The organism is Mesorhizobium sp. M1322 (genome assembly GCF_040318085.1).
Lineage (GTDB): Bacteria > Pseudomonadota > Alphaproteobacteria > Rhizobiales > Rhizobiaceae > Mesorhizobium.
Window position 1 is genome coordinate 16,402 of the sequence record NZ_JAMYLP010000064.1, and the last position, 17,366, is coordinate 33,767.

Sequence of the window (17,366 nt, forward strand, 5' to 3'; positions counted from 1 at the left end):
GCTCTCCTCGATTGCGGTCCCCCTGGCAAGATCAGTTCGCAGCGATCAGCACCGTACTCTCCGGCGACCAGCGCAACATCACCTCTTGTCCTTCCGCCAACCTTTCAATGCCTGTGTTCTGCACGATGACCCTGAGCGTTTGCCCGTTCGCGTTCGACGAAATAGGTGCTGTTGTTGCCGGCGAAGATACGCTTGGAGACTTGGCCACGGAGCACATTGCCATCGGCCTGGTCCGCGCCTCCGGAATCGGCGGCGATGCGGATGCGTTCGGGCCGCACCGCGCAGCTTGCTTTGGCGCCAGCGGAAAGCGTCGCGCCAGCCCCGGCGGCGATCGCCGTGCCGTCGGGCAAGCGGATGCCGATGCCGGTGGTCTCGCCGCGCAATATGTTGGCGTCACCGAGGAAGGTGGCGGCGAATTCGCTCTTCGGGCTGTCGTAGATGTCCTCCGGCGGTCCTTCCTGCACCAGCCGGCCGTCGCGCAGGATACCGATGCGGTCGCTCATCGTCAGCGCCTCTTCCTGGTCGTGGGTGACGAAGATGGTGGTGATGCCGATCTCGCGCTGGATGCGTTTCAGCTCGATCTGCATGTCGACGCGCAGCGCTTTGTCGAGCGCGCCCAGCGGCTCGTCGAGCAAAAGCACGCGCGGCTTGGTGACGATGGCGCGCGCCAGCGCGACGCGCTGGCGCTGGCCGCCGGACAGCTGATGCGGCCGGCGGCCACCGAGCTTGCCGAGCTGCACCAGGTCGAGCGCACGCTGCACCTCGCTGGCGATCGTTGCCTTGGCCTCCCCGCGCACCGACAGGCCGAAGGCGACATTGTCGGCCACGCTCATGTTGGGAAACAGCGCATAGTTCTGAAACACCATGCCGATGCGCCGCCTCTCGACCGGCACCCGCTCGACGCTCTCGCCGCCGATCGCGATGCGGCCGGAGTCGGGAAAATCGAAGCCCGCGATCTGCCGCAGCAGCGTGGTCTTGCCGCTGCCCGAGGGCCCAAGCAGTGCATAGAAACCACCGTCGGCAAAATCGACGGAGACGTCATCCAGTGCCTTGTGCGCCCCGAAACTGCGCGACAAATTCGATACTTGCACGCCGGCCATTATTTCTCTCCGCCGAATTTGAAGAAACGTGCCGTAAGCAGCATCAGCGCCATCGAGACGACGATGATGATTGTCGAGACCGCATTGATCTCGGGCGTAAAACCCTTGCGGATCGCGGCGTAGATTTCGACCGGCAATGTTGTCTGGCCCGGCGTCGACAGGAAGTATGAGACCACGAACTGGTCGAACGATACGGCAAAGGCGAACAGCCCGCCGGCGATGACGCCCGGCATGATCCACGGCAACGTCACGCGCCGCGTCACCTGCCACTGGTTGGCGCCGAGCGATCGCGCCGCCTCTTCCAGTTCCGGCGCAAAGGTCTGCAGCCGAGCCGAGACGACGACGATCACGTACGGCAACGCCAGCGCCACATGGCCGAGCAGGATCGCGAATAGCCCACGCCCGATGCCGATGCCGAAGAAGAAGATCAGCATCGCCGTGCCGGTGATCAGCCACGGAATGGCGATCGGCGGAAACAGCAGCGCTTGCAGGAATTTCTTGCCGCGAAATTCGTAGCGATAGAGCGCCAGCGACGCCGCCGTGCCGAGCGCGGTGCAAAGGATGGTGGTGATGACGGCGATCTCTATGCTGTTCCAGGTTGCGGAGATCAGCTGGTCGTTCTGCCACAGCGACGCGTACCATTCAGTCGTCCATTCGAACGGCAATTGGTAGAAGGGCGAGACGTTGAACGACATCAGCGCCATGATGACGATCGGGAGATAGAGGAAGGCGAGCAGCAGCCAGATGTAGAGCCGGCCAAGCCATTCGAGGATACGGGTCGTCGCCATCAGGCGGCCCTCCTGAGCACCGGCGATGTCAGCGCAAGAATGACCAGGACGACGGCCAGCAGGATGAAGGACAGCGCTGCGCCCAGCGGCCAATTGAAAACGGCGACGAACTGATCCTCGATGACCGTTCCGTAGAAGGTGCCGGTGCGCCCGCCGAGGATACGCGGCTCCATAAAGGAGCCGACGACGGGCACGAAGATCAGCGCTGCGCCCGCCACCAGCCCCGGCATGGACAGCGGGATGATCACCCGCCTCAGCATCTGCGGCCGTGAGGCGCCGAGCGAACGTCCTGCCTCGATCAGAGAATCGTCGATTGCCTGCAGCGTAAGGTAACAGGTCAGCACCATGTAGGGCACATAGGAGTGCACCAGCCCGATGATGACGGCCGGATAGGAATACATCAGGTCGATGTTGATCTTGAACGGCAGCACCGCATTGAGCGCGGTGTCGAGAATGCCGCCTTCACGCAGAACCATCGCCCAGGAGAAGATGCGCACCAGCCAGTTGCTCCAGAACGGCAGGATAACGAGCAGGAAGATCGCCTCGCGGCTGCGTCCCTTCAGCACCTTGGCCAGCACATAGGCCGCGGGATAGCCGATAACGACACACCACAGCGTCACCTCGAGCCCGAGCCGGAGCGAGGCCAGCAGCAGCGTCAAATACAGCCGCTCTGAGAAGAAGGTGGCGTAGTTCTCCAGCGTGAACGACCACGCCTTCCCCGACAGCGGCAGCTCGGTCATGAAGGAGAAGAAGACCATGGCCGACAGCGGCAGGAAGATCGCCACCGTCAGCCACAGATAAGCGGGCAGAAGCAGGGGCAAAGCCGATCGCAATCCGCTCCTCGAACCGATCGCGACCTGTTCAGCCATATGCCTCTCCCCGAAAGCCCGCCCGCTACTTCACGTTGACTTTGAGCTCTTGCCACAGCGCCAGATAAGCCTCGCGCTGCGCGTCGGTGATCGGCGCCTGGAACTGGATGCGTTTGGCGACATCAGGGTCGCCCATCACCTTGCGGTTGAACGCATCTTCGGGAAGCGCGGCAACCGCCTTGGTGTTGGCCGAGACCGGCGCGCCGACCTTGGTGACCCATTCAACGTAGAAGCCGGGATCAATCATGTAGTTGATGAAGGCCTCGGCGCCGGCGACGTTCTTGGCACCGACCGGAATGGAAAAAGCGTCGAGCCAGGCGACGGCGCCTTCCCTTGGGATGACCAGCGCGACCGGCAGCTTGAAATGCGTCTTGGCACGGTCGGCCGAGCCGCTCCAGTAGGTGCCGATGTCGATCTGGTTGGAGGCGACCATCTGGTTCCAGTCGTTCTCCGAGCTCCAGAATGTCTTGATCTGCGGCATGAGCGAGGTCAGCTTCGCCTTGACCGCCTCCATGTCCTTGATGTCGTTGATGTTCTGGCCGGTGGCGATGGCGCCGAACTGAACCGCTTCGACCGCGTCGTCGCGAATGACCACGCGGCCCTTATGGGCTTCGTTCCACATTTCGGTGATGCTGGTCGGCGGCGTCTCGAAGGATTTCTCGTTGATGGCGAGCGAGGTCAAGCCCCACACCCATGGCACGCCATAGACCTTGCCATCGCGGGCGAGCATCGGCGAGCCTGCCTTGTCTGGGCTGATGTCGGCATAGTTGGGAATCTTCGAGACATCGATCGGCTGGATCAGTTTTTCCGCCATCGCCTGGTCGTTGAAGGCGGCGTTGATCATGACGACATCGTAGAGGCCGGGATTTGTCCTGAGCTTTGTCAGCATTTCCTGTTCGGAATTGAAGAAGTCGTTGACGACCTTGTTGCCGGTCGCCTTCTCGAAGGCGGCGATGGCCCAGGGCTCGTCGGCGCCGTATCCCTTCCAGTTGAGCACATGCACTTCGTCGGCCCTGGCGGCCAGCGTAAGTGCCGAAGCGAAGACGGCGGTTGCCGCCAGAAAAGCAGTCAGTTTGGGCATGCGCATGTTCGTTCCTCTCATTGTTCTGCCCGGTTGGCGGGCTTGTTGCGTCATTTAGGCTTTCACAAATGGGCCTCTTGCTTCCAGCCGTGCACGGATCGATCGTCATGGCTGAGGAATGTCTGGATTTCCTGGTCGGTCGGCGCCGACGACCCGCCATGGCGGGTGACCGAGAGCGCCGCCGCCGCATTGGCATAGCGCGCCGCTTCGAAGGGCGGCACGCCGCGCGACAGCGCGCTGACGAAGGCGCCGATATGGGTGTCGCCGGCGCCGTTGGTATCGACGGCGGCGACCTTAAGACCGGGCACAGCCTGCGCGGTGCCGTCAGCCAGCCGCACGAAGCAGCCTTTTGCCCCGGCGCGGATGACGACCCCCTCGGCGCCTGGGCAGTGATTGGAAAGAAGCCGGGCAGCAATGGCCTCGACATCGCCGGGGCCGGCGATCTCAGCAGCTTCAGTTGTATTGCAGCTCAACCAGCTCGTGCGCGCCAGCACCCGGTCGAGAATGGCGCGCGGAATGTCCGAGACGACAGGGGTCGGATCGAAGACGAAGGGAATTTCCGCCGGCAGCGCCTCAATCCAGTCGGCCAGCGCATCGCGGCTCGCGACATAGCTCAGCGTATAGCCGGAGGCGAACACCCAATCCCCCGGCGCAACCCGGACGGCCGCCATCATGCCGAGGCTGAGCACACTCTCGGCGCCAGGCCATGACACGAACGTGCGCTCGGCGTCGCCACTGATCATGGCAACGCAATTGCCGCTGTCCATCACGGGTGATGGCGGCGTCAGCGTTGCGATCCCTTCGGCGGCGAAAGCGGCACGCAGGAAATCGCCATTGGGTCCGCTGCCGAGCTGGCCGCCGAAGACTACCTTCATGCCGGTGCGGCTGGCCGCGACCATCATGTTGAAGCCGCCGCCGGCGACCTGGGCAAAGCTCGATGCGGTCTTTTCGGTGCCGGGCGCCGGCAAGGCGTCGATGCGGTAGACATAGTCGACCACCGCGCTGCCGATATGGACGAGCCGCCCGCTCATGCCGCCGCGTCCTTGCCGGAACTGCTTTTCGCGATCCGCGCCGCGACCAGATCGGCGGCGAGCGCCCGCACCTGCGCAATGTCGAGGCCTTTGAGCCGGGCGATGTGTTCCTGCGGCAATCGGGAAAAGCCGGCGCAAGCGCCTGCCATGCCGGCGGCAATGGCGCCGATCGTGTCGGTGTCGCCGCCGAGATTGGCGCTGATGACGGCCGCCTGCCAGGGATCGCCACCGGCTATTTCCACCACCGCGAAGGCCGCCGGAACCGATTCCTGGCTGGCGACGCCGGTGCCGACCAGGTCCACGATCAGCCGGATGCCGTCAGTGACGGCCTTGCCGCGGACGAGGCTTCTCGCCCAGTCGATCCGCGCGGCGATATCGCCGCCGGTGACCCAGTGTCCGAGTGCCGCCGCTTGCCTTGCCGCCACAACCGCACGATCCGAGGCTGTTCGCCAGTCGCCGCCGGCAACACCGCAGCTGACCGCGGCAGCGACGGCTGCGGCCGAGGCAATGGCGATCGAGGTGTTGTGCGTCGCCCGGCAGGTTTCCGCCACCTTGGCGACCAGCCCGTCGAGCGGCTCCAGCGGCATCATGATGCCGACCGGCGCGATGCGCATCGCCGCGCCATTGGTGTCGCCGCTGCGCCCCGCTTCCTCGGCCGGCACGCCGTCATTGATGGCGTCGATGGCGCGCTTGGTAGAAGGTCCGAGCAGATCGTAGCTGCCGCGCGCCTTGACCTCGCGCTCCCAGTCGAGCAGCGCCTTGACCCAGCGCGTGTGGTCGAAGCCGTCGCCTGAAACAACCAGGATGCGGCCGAGCAGCAGCGCCTGTTCGGTGTCGTCGGTGACAGTGCCGGCGGCCAAGCCCTTCGACACCGGATGATCGGCGACGGGCGCGACGAAATCCTCGACGTGGCCGTAGAGCTCGGCGATTTGGGCCGGCGACAGCAGCTGCGTCGGCATGCCGAGCGCATCGCCCAGCGCACCGCCGATAAGCGCCCCCATCGCCCCGTCGATCGCCTCGGCGCTGTCCATGCTCAGAACTCCAGGTGAAGGGCGAAATGCGCCGGATTGAGCAGGCTGGTGACGTATTCGATGGCGCGGCCATCGGCGGCGCGCGTCAACCGCCGCGTGCGCAGGAACGGCGCGCTCGGCGCGCAATCGAGAATGGCCGCGTCCTCGGCGCTCAGCATCTCGATGTCGACCCACTCCTCGCCGTGATCGGGGACGAGCCCCGCCCCGCGCAGCGTCTGGTGCAGCGAGCCCTCGCGCAGGCCGCGCAGCGGCACGTCCTCCAGCTCGGGCGACAGCGGCAAGCGGCTGCGCTCGATCGAGATGGCATGGCCGTCATCGGCGTTGGAGCGCACCCGGTCGACGGCGATGAAGAACGGGCTTTCGACGCCGAGCCTGCCAGCGAGCTCGGCATCCTGCATGACTTCGAGCCTGAGCGTGCGGGTCTCGGCATTGGCGCCGGCATTGGCCAGCGCCCGCGACCAGCCGACGGCGTCGTCGACCGGCATGCCGTCGAAGGTGACGAACGAGCCGATGCCGACCTTGGTGGTGATCAGCCCGCGGCTCGACAGTTCCTCGAGACCCTTGCGGATGGTGTTGCGGCTGACGGAAAAACGCTGGACGAGCTCGTTCTCGCTCTGCAGGCGGTCGCCGAAGCCGAGCACGCCGGAGCGGATCTCGTGTTCAAGGACGGTGGCGATCCGTTCGGGCTTACCCGTTCCGGGAGACGACGGAGCCGTGCGACGAGCCATGGAACACCTGTTCAGTAAACCTGTATAATCCTGTTCAATATCGTGACGTGGCAGTCATGTCAACCTCTCGTGGCCAGCACGTTTTTGGGTTCCTGGCATCCCGGGCAGGATTGCCTTGCTGATCACGACGGTTCGTCGCAGGCTGGAATTTTATGGGAACCTTCACCACGCCCGAGCGGTTTTTTTCTGTAGTCGCTATGCGGCGACAACCGAAAAAATGGAGAGACAAATGGAGGCAAACCATGCTTAAGCAGATTCTCGCAGCGTCCCTACTCGCCGCTGGGCTGGCCACTTCTGCGATGGCCCAGAACGCCGACCCAGACGCTGACATGGATACCGGCAGCGGCAGAAGCGTCGTAACGGACCCCGCCCCGATCGATCCGAACCTGGCCGAGCCGGATGCTGTCGATCCCGGGATTACCGCTAGTATTATTGCGGGCCCTGGCGGCATGAATTCCAATGCCGATCGGAACTGCCCTCCAGGCCCGCAGGGCGCGATGCCTGATGCCACTCACAAGGCTCCCGGCACGGTTTCACCGACCGTCAACGACAACCATTGCGGCAAGTAGCAGAGATCGAGATTTCGGGACTTACGCTTTCGGCCGCGGACGGAGCTTCGTCCCGCGGCCGAAGCGTTATTGTTCTAGCTTGCTGAACCTTTGCGCGGCCGAGCAGTCTTTGGCCTAGTGTCTTCGGGCTTGGCTTTGGCGGCCGCCGGCTTGGCTTTGGCGGCCGTCGGCTCCTTCGGTCGAGCCGCCTTGGCTTTCGGCCTGCGCTCCTCACCGTCGACCTCGGCAGTGGCCTGGTCCCAGTGCTGCTGATGCGCGCCGTTGGGCCGGCCGGCCTGTTCCCAGATCGCGTGAGCCCGCCGGCGAATGCGTTCCTGCCTGTCGTCCGTCACTGTTGTCTCCTCGGCTCAAATCCGTGAGCGACAACTTTTAGCTGAAATTTCGATCGGCGTCTTGAGCTGCTTCAGCCTAGTCGGACAGCACCGCGACACCGAGAAGTGCCGCCTTTTTGGTGATCAGCCCCGCCAGATCCGCGTCCGAGCGCTCCGTTCCAGTTCGCTCACGCACCGCTGCGATCAACTCCTTCATCGACAACAGGGCAGCGCCCCGTTCAGCGAGCAGCTTGTCGACAGATGCGGCCACATTGCGTGACTCGACATGCGGCAACATGGAAATGGCTCCTTTCCGCGACAAGACGATCAACAGCCGGCTGCCTGCCGGCGAGCCGCCGCTCTCCTTGCGTCTTCCCGAGAGAGCGACGGGTGAAGGTCAGTCGATGACCTGCACGATCCTGCGGGTGCCGGGGTCGACCAGAACGGTGCGATCATCGACGACCACGTATCTGTATTGCACGTCGGGAACGTCGATCGGGTGAAGTTCAACCGTGTCGGGCAAAGTGGAACCGATGTTGAGCTCCACTCCCAGAAGGCTGATCGACGCCAGCGGGTGCTTCTGCACATATTCGCGGACGACTGTCTGCTGCTCGGGCGTGACAATCACCTGGTCTGCGGTGGCCACGCCGACACCGGCGAGCAGAACCAGCCCGGTGGCGGCAGGAACAAGGTGGATCTTCATCGTCTTCTCCTGTTCTTGTTGGCGGACTTCGCCTTCCACGGGTGGCAACATTAGATCACAATCGGGACGGCGGGCCCTCTTTGGAAACGCTCACGCAACCTTCTTGTTCCGTGAGCGGCGGCTAATCGGTCCGCCCGGATGCGTTGCCGCAAACAGCCGCAGTGGCCCGCGTTTCCTGTTGCAGGGCACGCGGGCCGATCGGTTTGCCCGATCAGCAGCGATACCGGAGGGGGTGATATCGACTGCTTCGAGAGGAACATTTAGCGAGAGCTAATGTTCCGCCCAGCGGCAAAAAAGCCTGCCGGCGTCGGGCGTCCGTCAGGTGCCTGGACGGCAAAGGCTCCAACCTATTGTTTCGGCGGCTGCGGCGGCACCTCGCCGGGCTTGAGCACCGGTGTTTTGCCTTGGTCCGGCGGCGGTGCGGCCATGCCCTGATCGCCGGTCGGCGGCGGCTGCAGCACGCCGTTGCAGGGATCAAGCGTTTCGGTCAGGCTGTCGCCGGCACCGTTGTTGACGGGCGGCTCCTGCTGCTGGCCGTTCTGCGGCTGGGCCTGGCAGGGGCCGGCAGGCGCCTGGTCTTGTGTCTGGTTATCCGTCTGGGCGGCAGCCGGCGCCGCCAACGCCAGTGCGCCGAGCACGCCCATGATCAACGCGCTCGGCAGGAATGCGATAGGTTTCATGTCGAACTCCTTTCCCGCGAAAGATCACCTCCTTGCCAAAGCAGGTGGGCGGCGATTGGTTCCCGCATGCTGCGACGCGCCCGGCTCCATGCTGGTTCAATCGACCGGCACGACAGTTTTGGGCGGCAATGGCGACGAGCTCCGTGGAAGACGCCAAAAAACCGCCCCGTCTCCGGGGCGGGCGCAGCATGTTGGTGAATCGTTAATCAGCGATTGCTACCATAGTGGACCATGACCAAAAATCTCGGAAACGCCCTCAGGAATGCCCCAAAGGAACCGGCAAGGAGCTCCGCTCTGAGCCGGCTGGCGCCGGCCTTGTTTCCCCTGGTGGTCGTCGCGGTTGGATATTTGATAGGCCGGCAATTCTTCGGCTTCTAGCGCATCGACAGCCTCGGTGTCACGAAGAGACCTTGGATCGAGCGCCGGCTGCTTCTCAGTCCGGGAAATCGAAAACCGGTTCCTCGCATCGATGGACCCGGCATTGACCGTCAAGCGTCCTGATGAAGGAGGTGACGGGCACTTCGGGCCAGTCGCACTCATTGCCGTATTGGCGGACATATCGATCATAGGTATTGCGGCCGGTGGTCAGGACGATCGCGCGCCGGCTCTGGATCAGTTGCTGCGTCTGTTCGCATGTCATGGTGCGCGCATCCGGCCGGCCGTAAGCCATGCTTGTGGCGGCGAGCAGGATCGCTGCGGCTGTCGAGACGATTGGGCGAGCTGGCATGGTAGATCCTCTCAAGGGTCGTGCCCAACGCGCACCTTCGCCCGTGGTTCCGCAACCTTCACCCGGGTCGCCCGCAAGAGGCTGTTGCTGCGGCGCAATAATGCATCTCGCGCAAGAGTGTGCAGCGGTTTTGCGATAACGACATGCTTAAAACAACAACCTAAAGCGCGTCGCATGAGGCCGGTCAAACGCGACGCGCTTTAAGACAGGCGCGATCTCACTCCTCCTTCTCAGGCTTGAACCGCCTCACCACCACCTCGAAGACGATGTCCGAGATCCACATCGCCGAGACGCCGATGAGGAACGCCGCGGCCAGCGTCGTGGTGTCGTCGTCGGGCGACGGCAAAGGCACGCCGGAAGCGCGGAAGTAATGCACCACCGGCAATGTCAGGTAGGCCGCCGCCAGCGCGCCGCAGATCGGCGACGCCACCATCTCGCGGACCTTGTAGCGGTGGCGCGACAAGGCGCGCAGAATGCCGCCGGAAAGGCCGGCGACCACCACCGGCGCCTTGATGCCGAGAGCATCGAGAAACTCCTGTATCATGGCTTCCACCCGCACCATCTGGCGCCCTTCCCGTTGTAGGCGTTCACCTCGTCGAGCTCGGGCCGCGTCATGGCGGCGACGACGAGGGCGGAGGGACGGCGCGCCTGGTTGTGGTCGCACCAGACCTGGCGCGCCGGCGAAACCGGCGTTGTGCATCCGGCGAGCAACAGGCCCCCAAACAGCAGGCCGCCTGGCAGCAGACCGATCATCAGTGCTTTGCCCATCGCATCGCCTCCCGCCGTGCGGCTTCGTCCGGCAGGTCGCGCGCCGCGCGTTCGGCATCGATCGCCTCGCGGTCCATCTCGAGGCGATCCTGCGCGGCGGCGAGTTTTTCCGCCGCTCGCCTGGCCGTATCCTCCTTGGCCCGGCTGATGCCGCCGGCGACAAAGAGGCCGATGCCGCCGACCAGCGCGGCGAGGATCGATATGATCGTCTTGTTGCCGGCGAGCGCGCTCAGCATGGAAAGCACCCACATCTCAATTGCCCTCCACGGCGGGCTGTCTTCTGACGAGACCGGCGACGCCGTCGCGGACGACATTCATCAGGATCTTGAGCAGGCTCAGCACCCCGGTGATCTTGAGCGCCAGGGGCGCCTCGATGCCGAACAGCGTCCAGTCGAAGCCGACCAGGCCGGTGAGCAGCAGGATCAGCACATTGATCAGATTGTGCGCGGCATTGGTATTGAACCACGTCATGGCTTTACCTTTCGAAACAAGGAGAGGATTGCGGCGACCAAGGGGGCCAGGACTGCGGCCCGGGGCCGGGCAACGGTCCGGGCCGGACACCAGCCTTGTCCGGCTCTGCCTCTGGGGCCGAAGGCGTGGGACCGTTCAGTTGCGGAGCCTGCGGGATCGGAACAGGCGCTGGAGGCTGCGCTGGGGCGGCGGGCGGCCACGGCGTGTCCTTGATCCCAGACCATTTGCGGAACGCGGCGGCAAGCCTGATATCGTAGGCGTTTTTCCCAAAGGATGCGCCGTTGTAGCCCTTGGCAAAGCCGGCCCAATCATGATTGCGCAATTTGCCGTCGAGCCGGTTGGCGGCGATGAAATTGACCGCCGCCGCCAGCTGCAGCGCCTCGTCCTCCATCATGGCTTCGACCATGGCCTGCACGGTGAAGAAGCCGGCCGCCTTGAAATTCTCGCCGAGAACCTGGCCGAGGCCCCACGACGCCGATTTGAGCGCCGCCGTCTCGTCGATTGCGATAGCCGCTTTCAGGCGCGGATAGCTGTCCCGGGGACAAGGCCTTTCGCCCCATTTGGCATAGGCAAGTCCGGCCGGGACAGCTTGCGCCCGCTTTGCCTCCGACAGGTTGCGGAAAAAGACATGCGGCTCGAACAGGATGATCGGCCGGCCATGGACGTCGAAGCCATGCCCGCTCGTTTCCACATCAATAAAAGCGTGGATCTCATCCTCGCCGACGCCGATCCTGGCGCCAAGTTTTGGCAGATCGAGGTCGTCCAGGCGCCTGGCGGCGCCCTTGAACGTCATGTCCATAGTCGTGTCCTTTCCGCCCTCGCGGGCCGGTTGATGTTTGCAGGCGATTGTGTGAAATGAGCCCCCCAAGGGGAGCGGGGATCGGGAGGACAGCGGCCCATGTCGCAAGATGAAGGAACGGCGCGCTGGACGGTGAAGGCCGAGCTATGCGCGGTCGGCCGCGACAAGCCCCTGCTTGTGGCGCTGGCAGCGATCCTGTGCCTCTGTTGCGGGCTGGTCGCCGGGCCGATCCTCTATGCGTTCCTGGCCATCCAGGGCATGGCGGATTTCTTCAAGTGACGGTGTTGACCATTTGAAAACAGCTCGATCCGTCTTGCTACCTGATCCGAAATTGCTTAGCCGGGATGAAACTGCTCCTATGAACCGTTCGTACCTTGTGGGACACAGGGTGCGGGAGGGCACGTGACAATCAGGATCAGGCTTCCGGGCGGGACCTTGAAGATCAAGACGAGGGACGAGCTGCGCCGCCGCGAGCAGAAGCGCGAAGTTCCGGTCTGGCAGGTCGGAAATTACTTCATCGTCTGGTGGCCGAACAGCATATCGGATCGTCCGTCCGGGCGCCCGCCAAAGCGATGATCCCGAGCCGCACCGACCCTCCGGAAAAAATTCAGAAGTCAGCCCCAGAAATAGTCAATGACCGGCCATTGACTATTTCGCTGCGGAAGCTCTCTAGTTGCTGCGCTGCACAATGGGGTTCGGCTGATGGCGGTTCGTATCAAGTTGCCGAGCGGCACCTTGAAGATGAAGGTGTATCGGGAATTGCGGGAGCGCGAACGCACCCGCCGCATACCGGTTCTGAAGATGGGTTCGCTGTATTTCACCTGGTGGTCGAACCGCCAGCGTCCTTTGGATGGCCAGCCGGCTACACCGGACGATTCTGACCAACAACAGGCAACGCGTTTGACGCCCTGAAAACCCGTTATCGGGCGCCTGCGCGCAATCCTTCCGGAAACTGTCAGAAACGCGCCCATCGGCTGTTGACTCTTCCCTTGGGGAAGTCCTCTAATTGCTGCATTGCACATCATCATTGCCTAGCCGGCGGGAGTTTGAACCGATGGCAGTGCGTATCAAATTGCCGGGCGGCACCCTGAAGATGAAAGTCTATCGCGAATTGCGGGTGCGCGAACGCGAGCGCCGCGTGCCGGTCATGAAGGTGGGTTCGCTGTATTTTGTCTGGTGGTCGAACAGCCAGCCTCACGACAAGCCGCAAGACGGCCGTCATTAGTCTTTGCAGTCTTTGCGCCTTGAAGCTGATGAATCCGGTAAGAGATTTGCAAGCGTTGTGAGATTCCCAAACCTAAGTTGCCTGACGATTAGGCCACCAACACTCCATGCCTATTGGTGACGCGAAATGTGCCACCATTCGATGATCCCCCAGAATAGCGTCGACGAACTCAGCACCAAATTTTTCTCCAGCAAAGAACCGCCTAAATCCGTAGGCACATGCATCTGCTACCTGCACCAGTGGATCTTCCGCCTTCTCCACAAAGTGAACCGAATTTCGAATTCGAGTGACGCGCAATTCTCCGCTCTGCGTACTATACCCTGCCTCGTCGTCTTTTGACGTCCGGCGCATGTGTTCTGGTCGCACATTCCTTGGAAACTCCCGTAGAATTCTCGGGACCGCTTTCAGAAAGCGTCTCATATCAGGTACGTCTTCCGCCACGACACTCGCGACTTCTCGCGGTCCCGCGTGTCTGCGGATGTTTCGATCAGCTATAGCCATGCAATATTGGAACGTGAGAAAGTGTTCGAACTGGCTACGGCTAAGGCCGAGTTCTTCCAGCGATTCATACTCAATTGAGTTGCGCCAATGAGCTGCGACGACAGTTGCCATACCAATGCGGCGCGGCACACTCATCATGTCAGTTAGTAACCGTAACCTGTCGGTCAGGCCCCAGCCGTCTTGGTACCTCTTGTCACCGTATACCTGGGTCGCATGAAAACAAAACCATCGCTGTGCTCAGGGGGCACACCGCCAAGTATCTCCAAAGCCAATGCCTCGGCCGACATTACTTGTGAATCCGCATCAGCAATTAAGCCAACGACGACTGTCACTGGCTCCAACGCAGAGGTGCCAGCCTCGTCCGTGAATATAAAGCGCAACGGTTGGGTCCCCAAAGAAGGCCGCCGAACGGAGCTTGTGAGTGACCATTTAGTGCGCATCATTACCACCTCCTTTTTGGGCACGCAAAGTATCGCCAAAAGACCCCAAAAGACCCTGTCGAGCCAAACGAATTAGAACGTGAGCCCCCTCACGATCATGCTTGCAAAGCGGAGGTGCTTGCCGCAAATGGTGGCTGCCCAACGGATCTGCCCCTGGTCATCGCCGAGAGGCAGCAACAAACACGATACGGAAGACACTGACATGCCTTTTGTGCCGCCCTTCCTGCAACGCCTAGCGGGCGTCAATGTCGGCGCCGGCACGAAGATGGCCATTCAGAGCGTCCGCACCGCCCGCCGTGGCCATCACTCGATCGGCGAGGACGGGATCATCAACTGCTACTTTTCCTTCGATCGGCCCGAAGCACAAATCACAATCGGCCGGGATTGCTTCATTGGGAAAAGCCACCTCGTAGCCGCGACGGGTATCACCATCGGCAATGACGTCGTCATCTCCTGGGATGTCACGATCGTTGATCACAACTCGCACTCTCTCGACTGGAAGCAGCGAGCGAAAGATGTGGCGGACTGGCGTCAAGGCAAAAAGGATTGGACCGATATTGGCGTCGCCCCGGTAACGATCGACGACAATGCTTGGATCGGCATGGGCGTCACAATCCTGAAAGGCGTCACAATCGGCAGGGGCGCGGTCGTCGGCGCCGCGGCTGTCGTGACGAAAGATGTCGCACCGTTTACCGCCGTTGCCGGCAATCCAGCTAGGCAGATTCGCGACCTTGTCGAACAGGACCGAGCTATTTAGCGCTACACAGAGCCCCGGCCATATACGCCATGCTGCGCACTGCGGCGGCAGGTGCGAGCCTCAGAAACTCGGTTCGCAGCTTGTATTTCACCCACCCTTTTGACCGGCCGGCCAAGTGTTGCTCATAGGCGAGATCGTGCGCAAACGTCATCAGCCTTTCTACCTTGAGACCCGAAGTCTTCAGCAGGTTTTCGAACGTCAACGGCGTGTAGAAATTGATATGCCCGTAGGGGCCGGACATCCGAATTGCGCGGCCGAGGTTCCTCGTATGCTCGAGCGGCACTTCGATATAGAGCTTCTTGCAGACCCTTGCCGCCTCCATCAGAAACATCCGCTCGTGCTCGACATGTTCGACGACGTGGATCGCAAGGCCGAGGTCGAATGACTTGTCGGGATGCGGGATATGATAGCCGTCGAAGATATCGAGGCTGGCCAGGTTGGCGATTTTCCTAGCCTTGATCGCCTCGACGCCGCTGGTCGAAATCTCCACGGCGCCAAGGGTCCTTCCAAGGCCCTTCTTGTCCAGCTTGTCCAGCACGGCGCCTTCGCCAGCGCCGATGTCCAGTATCTTCTCGAAGGACTCGCCCTGAATGATCGCCTCGATGTGTCCGACCGATTGGTTGGAAGCTATCTCCCGTTTTGCGGCCACCTTCCCGTCGGTGTAGTAGTCGTCATAGATGTCGATGATGCTGCCGGCGTCCGCCATCGAGAAATCCTCCGAAGGATCGCCCCGCCAACCAGAGGGTGCCATAGCGCGCTAATCGCGTCCAGTGGGACTACGCGCCGCCCAGCCAGATCTCAACGAGGCCCTCCACATCATCCTCAGAGACGAATATCGTCCGGCTGTGCGTCGGGTAGCTGGGATTGGTGATCAGAATGTTCTTGCCGACCACTACCCACTCCTCGTCCTCCTCGAGCTCGGTGACGATAGCCCCCTTGTGCTGAATAGCGAATGCCATGGCTTATCCCCTTTCCGCGACGTATTCGATGAAGCGCAGCGCATTGCCGTCGTGGCCGGCGTCGTTGAAGTGAAGGCCCTCTTGATAGGCTCCAGCGTCGATATAATCGAAGCCATCAATTGGGATCGTCAGCACATTTCGTGACCGGTATGTCTGGCGGATAGCGCCAAGCGCCGCGTCGTAAGTCCGCCCGCCAGTGTAGGTACCATCCCAGGCCGAAGACGGGCGCGTCGGCAGCATGGCAAGGATCCGAGGTGCGGCGGCGGCCTCCAGCGTGTTAAGCACCGCAGAGATGTTCGTTGAAATCGTAGCCGGCGCGGTACCAAAACTGTCGTTGATGCCAAGCGCGAGTATCGGCACGATCTTTCCGCCAGCATAGCTCGCTTGGACGATTGCCGAGGTAAGGCGCGCCGTATTAAACGACGCGAAGGTATAGCTCCCATGCGAGGCGCGTCAACGACGCCATTCGGGTCGGCGTCTGCCAGCAGGTTCATACCGGTGTTCAGCGCGCCGCTGTTCAAGGCCCTTGCGGCATCCGCTATAAGACCGGTCTTGATCGTGAAGCGGACCTCATAGCGGTGCTGGGTCGAATTCGACACACTGGCGCCGGTCGACAGCGCCCCGCTCCTGAGCCAAACGGGAATGCCTTCCAGATTAACGCTGTTCTGAAACTTGTAGCCGCCGCCGCTGATCGCCGGATATTGTCCGGCCGCAATCGGGATCGAGAGAGGGATAGGGGGAACGCCATTTGCAAGAGTGATTGGCGTGGTGCTGATCACGTTGACGGTCGGTCCTGCCAAGACCTCGACAACATGGATCAGTGCAGCACCCGCGCCGCTCGCCCCGACATCGACCTGAGTGATGAAGCCAGCGACGGCAGCCGGCGTTTGCATGACAATGCTGTAGTTCGCGGGCGTGTTCGCACCGGTGTTGACCAGCGACGGCCACCCAGTATCCAATTCCGAACCGACAACATCGACAAGGCCTTTTGCGGTATCGTAGGCGGCGCGTGCCTTTGTGCCGACTTCACCCGTGAAAGTTGCTTTCCATTGCGGGCCGTTTGTAAAGCCGATGGTCTTGGCGGTGTGCGAGGTCGGCACCGCCGCCGTAAACCACTCGCTTTCGCCGTTCGGAATTGCCCCGGCCGTATAGTACCAGGTGCCCGCACCTGTCCGCTGTAAGCCCATGACGCTGCCGGCCGGCTTCAGGATTGCGAGGGCCGAGTTGAGGGAGGACGGGCCGGCAACGACAGGGATGGTTTGTTCAGAAACGAGTGTTAACGTGCCATCACCCTCGACGTGGGCAATTACGATATTGATTGTTCCCGCTCCAGCGCCGAAGCCGAGTTCTACACTCGAAAGAAACTCATCGACAGCTGACAGTGAGCCGGGCCAATGGTAGACCCTGGTATTGGTAACAGCCGTGCCGCCAATGGAGCCCGTGATCGGAACCGGCCCAACCGTCCGGGACCCGATCAAGGCGACAACTTCCGCTGCCGACGCGCGAACACCGCTATCCATCGCAACCGGCCCAGCCGCCACGGTATACATTCCCATGATGCCGTCGCTGACTTCGGTCCAGAAGTACTCACCGACATCGACATTCCGGCCCAAAACCGCCGCCGAACTTGCACCCGCCAATCCCGCCGATGCCGCGAAGCTGAAGTTCGGCGCCACCGTGTAGGAGCCGGGCGCAGTCATCAGGATCTGCGTCAGCGCGCCACCCGCGACCACGAAGCGGGCGCGGCGCCCCCCCCCCCCCCCCCCCCGGCTACCCCCTAACAAAATTCCCACCCAGCCCCCCGGCCCCCCCCCACCCGCCCCCCCGG

Annotated in this window: 27 protein-coding genes and 1 pseudogene; 7 read left to right on the top strand and 21 right to left on the bottom strand. The window is 62.4% G+C overall.

The genetic code is table 11. The features are described 5' to 3' along the window. Positions 1 to 31: 31 nt before the first annotated feature. From NKH12_RS21320 to NKH12_RS21350, 7 genes and pseudogenes are all read right to left on the bottom strand, one after another. Positions 32 to 1,100 (bottom strand): annotated as a pseudogene (locus tag NKH12_RS21320) (ABC transporter ATP-binding protein). Then, complete coding sequence (locus NKH12_RS21325) at positions 1,100 to 1,888, bottom strand: ABC transporter permease (RefSeq protein WP_352954942.1); 789 nt, start codon at positions 1,886 to 1,888, stop codon at positions 1,100 to 1,102. Before NKH12_RS21325 ends, NKH12_RS21320 begins: the two are co-directional and overlap by 1 nt. Next, positions 1,888 to 2,757 (bottom strand): ABC transporter permease, encoded by an 870-nt coding sequence (locus tag NKH12_RS21330; protein ID WP_352954943.1) that lies wholly within the window; start codon positions 2,755 to 2,757, stop codon positions 1,888 to 1,890. Before NKH12_RS21330 ends, NKH12_RS21325 begins: the two co-directional genes overlap by 1 nt. Positions 2,758 to 2,782: 25 nt before the next feature. Continuing rightward, positions 2,783 to 3,844, bottom strand: coding sequence for an ABC transporter substrate-binding protein (locus NKH12_RS21335; protein WP_352954944.1), 1,062 nt, complete (start codon positions 3,842 to 3,844; stop codon positions 2,783 to 2,785). A gap of 56 nt (positions 3,845 to 3,900) precedes the next feature. Beyond that, on the bottom strand, positions 3,901 to 4,869 hold the full coding sequence (locus NKH12_RS21340) for a PfkB family carbohydrate kinase (protein ID WP_352954945.1): 969 nt from the start codon (positions 4,867 to 4,869) through the stop codon (positions 3,901 to 3,903). Then, complete coding sequence (locus tag NKH12_RS21345) at positions 4,866 to 5,900, bottom strand: ADP-ribosylglycohydrolase family protein (protein ID WP_352954947.1); 1,035 nt, start codon at positions 5,898 to 5,900, stop codon at positions 4,866 to 4,868. The genes NKH12_RS21340 and NKH12_RS21345 overlap by 4 nt, the downstream gene beginning before the upstream one ends. Before the next feature lie 2 nt (positions 5,901 to 5,902). Beyond that, positions 5,903 to 6,628: a GntR family transcriptional regulator gene (locus tag NKH12_RS21350; RefSeq protein WP_352954948.1), complete on the bottom strand. Its 726-nt coding sequence runs from the start codon at positions 6,626 to 6,628 to the stop codon at positions 5,903 to 5,905. Between the two features lie 242 nt (positions 6,629 to 6,870). Between NKH12_RS21350 and NKH12_RS21355 the strand changes: the two genes are divergently transcribed. Beyond that, positions 6,871 to 7,197: a hypothetical protein gene (locus NKH12_RS21355; RefSeq protein WP_352954949.1), complete on the top strand. Its 327-nt coding sequence runs from the start codon at positions 6,871 to 6,873 to the stop codon at positions 7,195 to 7,197. 74 nt (positions 7,198 to 7,271) lie between these two features. Here the strand turns inward: NKH12_RS21355 and NKH12_RS21360 are convergent, their stop codons facing one another. The 10 genes from NKH12_RS21360 to NKH12_RS21405 form a co-directional block, all read right to left on the bottom strand. Beyond that, positions 7,272 to 7,529: a DUF2934 domain-containing protein gene (locus tag NKH12_RS21360; RefSeq protein ID WP_352954950.1), complete on the bottom strand. Its 258-nt coding sequence runs from the start codon at positions 7,527 to 7,529 to the stop codon at positions 7,272 to 7,274. A gap of 76 nt (positions 7,530 to 7,605) precedes the next feature. Next, positions 7,606 to 7,806: a hypothetical protein gene (locus tag NKH12_RS21365; RefSeq protein WP_352954951.1), complete on the bottom strand. Its 201-nt coding sequence runs from the start codon at positions 7,804 to 7,806 to the stop codon at positions 7,606 to 7,608. Positions 7,807 to 7,905: 99 nt separating this feature from the next. Next, complete coding sequence (locus NKH12_RS21370; RefSeq protein WP_352954952.1) at positions 7,906 to 8,211, bottom strand: DUF1236 domain-containing protein; 306 nt, start codon at positions 8,209 to 8,211, stop codon at positions 7,906 to 7,908. Between the two features lie 347 nt (positions 8,212 to 8,558). Beyond that, a complete protein-coding gene (locus NKH12_RS21375) occupies positions 8,559 to 8,891 on the bottom strand; it encodes a hypothetical protein (RefSeq protein ID WP_352954953.1) in 333 nt (110 codons plus the stop codon). 433 nt (positions 8,892 to 9,324) lie between these two features. After that, complete coding sequence (locus NKH12_RS21380; RefSeq protein ID WP_352954954.1) at positions 9,325 to 9,618, bottom strand: hypothetical protein; 294 nt, start codon at positions 9,616 to 9,618, stop codon at positions 9,325 to 9,327. A 217-nt stretch (positions 9,619 to 9,835) separates the two neighbouring features. After that, the gene (locus NKH12_RS21385; protein WP_352954955.1) at positions 9,836 to 10,180 is read right to left on the bottom strand and encodes a hypothetical protein; all 345 of its coding nucleotides are present in this window, start codon (positions 10,178 to 10,180) and stop codon (positions 9,836 to 9,838) included. Beyond that, positions 10,159 to 10,386, bottom strand: a complete 228-nt coding sequence (locus NKH12_RS21390; RefSeq protein WP_352954956.1) for a hypothetical protein — start codon at positions 10,384 to 10,386, stop codon at positions 10,159 to 10,161. Before NKH12_RS21390 ends, NKH12_RS21385 begins: the two co-directional genes overlap by 22 nt. After that, positions 10,371 to 10,637 carry a hypothetical protein gene (locus tag NKH12_RS21395; RefSeq protein WP_352954957.1) on the bottom strand — a complete coding sequence of 89 codons (267 nt, stop codon included), beginning with the start codon at positions 10,635 to 10,637 and terminating at the stop codon, positions 10,371 to 10,373. Before NKH12_RS21395 ends, NKH12_RS21390 begins: the two co-directional genes overlap by 16 nt. A gap of 1 nt (position 10,638) precedes the next feature. Further along, positions 10,639 to 10,857 (bottom strand): hypothetical protein, encoded by a 219-nt coding sequence (locus NKH12_RS21400; protein ID WP_352954958.1) that lies wholly within the window; start codon positions 10,855 to 10,857, stop codon positions 10,639 to 10,641. A gap of 4 nt (positions 10,858 to 10,861) precedes the next feature. Beyond that, on the bottom strand, positions 10,862 to 11,656 hold the full coding sequence (locus NKH12_RS21405; RefSeq protein ID WP_352954959.1) for an N-acetylmuramidase family protein: 795 nt from the start codon (positions 11,654 to 11,656) through the stop codon (positions 10,862 to 10,864). A 99-nt stretch (positions 11,657 to 11,755) separates the two neighbouring features. Here NKH12_RS21405 and NKH12_RS21410 point away from each other — a divergent pair, with 99 nt between their 5' ends. The 4 genes from NKH12_RS21410 (at position 11,756) to NKH12_RS21425 (ending at position 12,881) form a co-directional block, all read left to right on the top strand. Further along, positions 11,756 to 11,935, top strand: a complete 180-nt coding sequence (locus NKH12_RS21410) for a hypothetical protein (protein ID WP_352954960.1) — start codon at positions 11,756 to 11,758, stop codon at positions 11,933 to 11,935. A gap of 123 nt (positions 11,936 to 12,058) precedes the next feature. Then, complete coding sequence (locus tag NKH12_RS21415; protein ID WP_352954961.1) at positions 12,059 to 12,232, top strand: hypothetical protein; 174 nt, start codon at positions 12,059 to 12,061, stop codon at positions 12,230 to 12,232. A 126-nt stretch (positions 12,233 to 12,358) separates the two neighbouring features. Then, positions 12,359 to 12,568: a hypothetical protein gene (locus NKH12_RS21420; protein WP_352954962.1), complete on the top strand. Its 210-nt coding sequence runs from the start codon at positions 12,359 to 12,361 to the stop codon at positions 12,566 to 12,568. Between the two features lie 142 nt (positions 12,569 to 12,710). Further along, the gene (locus NKH12_RS21425) at positions 12,711 to 12,881 is read left to right on the top strand and encodes a hypothetical protein (protein WP_352954963.1); all 171 of its coding nucleotides are present in this window, start codon (positions 12,711 to 12,713) and stop codon (positions 12,879 to 12,881) included. 72 nt (positions 12,882 to 12,953) lie between these two features. Here NKH12_RS21425 and NKH12_RS21430 read toward each other — a convergent pair whose 3' ends face one another. Further along, complete coding sequence (locus NKH12_RS21430; RefSeq protein WP_352954964.1) at positions 12,954 to 13,520, bottom strand: DUF3800 domain-containing protein; 567 nt, start codon at positions 13,518 to 13,520, stop codon at positions 12,954 to 12,956. A gap of 429 nt (positions 13,521 to 13,949) precedes the next feature. Here NKH12_RS21430 and NKH12_RS21435 point away from each other — a divergent pair, with 429 nt between their 5' ends. Next, positions 13,950 to 14,579, top strand: a complete 630-nt coding sequence (locus NKH12_RS21435) for an acyltransferase (protein WP_352954965.1) — start codon at positions 13,950 to 13,952, stop codon at positions 14,577 to 14,579. Here NKH12_RS21435 and NKH12_RS21440 read toward each other — a convergent pair. The 3 genes from NKH12_RS21440 to NKH12_RS21450 form a co-directional block, all read right to left on the bottom strand. Next, positions 14,572 to 15,285, bottom strand: a complete 714-nt coding sequence (locus NKH12_RS21440; RefSeq protein WP_352954966.1) for a class I SAM-dependent methyltransferase — start codon at positions 15,283 to 15,285, stop codon at positions 14,572 to 14,574. The genes NKH12_RS21435 and NKH12_RS21440 overlap by 8 nt on opposite strands. 70 nt (positions 15,286 to 15,355) lie before the next feature. Then, positions 15,356 to 15,538 carry a hypothetical protein gene (locus NKH12_RS21445; protein ID WP_352954967.1) on the bottom strand — a complete coding sequence of 61 codons (183 nt, stop codon included), beginning with the start codon at positions 15,536 to 15,538 and terminating at the stop codon, positions 15,356 to 15,358. A 3-nt stretch (positions 15,539 to 15,541) separates the two neighbouring features. After that, a complete protein-coding gene (locus NKH12_RS21450; RefSeq protein WP_352954968.1) occupies positions 15,542 to 15,898 on the bottom strand; it encodes an SGNH/GDSL hydrolase family protein in 357 nt (118 codons plus the stop codon). Positions 15,899 to 16,978: 1,080 nt separating this feature from the next. Here NKH12_RS21450 and NKH12_RS21455 point away from each other — a divergent pair. Continuing rightward, positions 16,979 to 17,221 carry a hypothetical protein gene (locus NKH12_RS21455; RefSeq protein ID WP_352954969.1) on the top strand — a complete coding sequence of 81 codons (243 nt, stop codon included), beginning with the start codon at positions 16,979 to 16,981 and terminating at the stop codon, positions 17,219 to 17,221. The last annotated feature ends 145 nt before the right edge of the window (positions 17,222 to 17,366 follow it).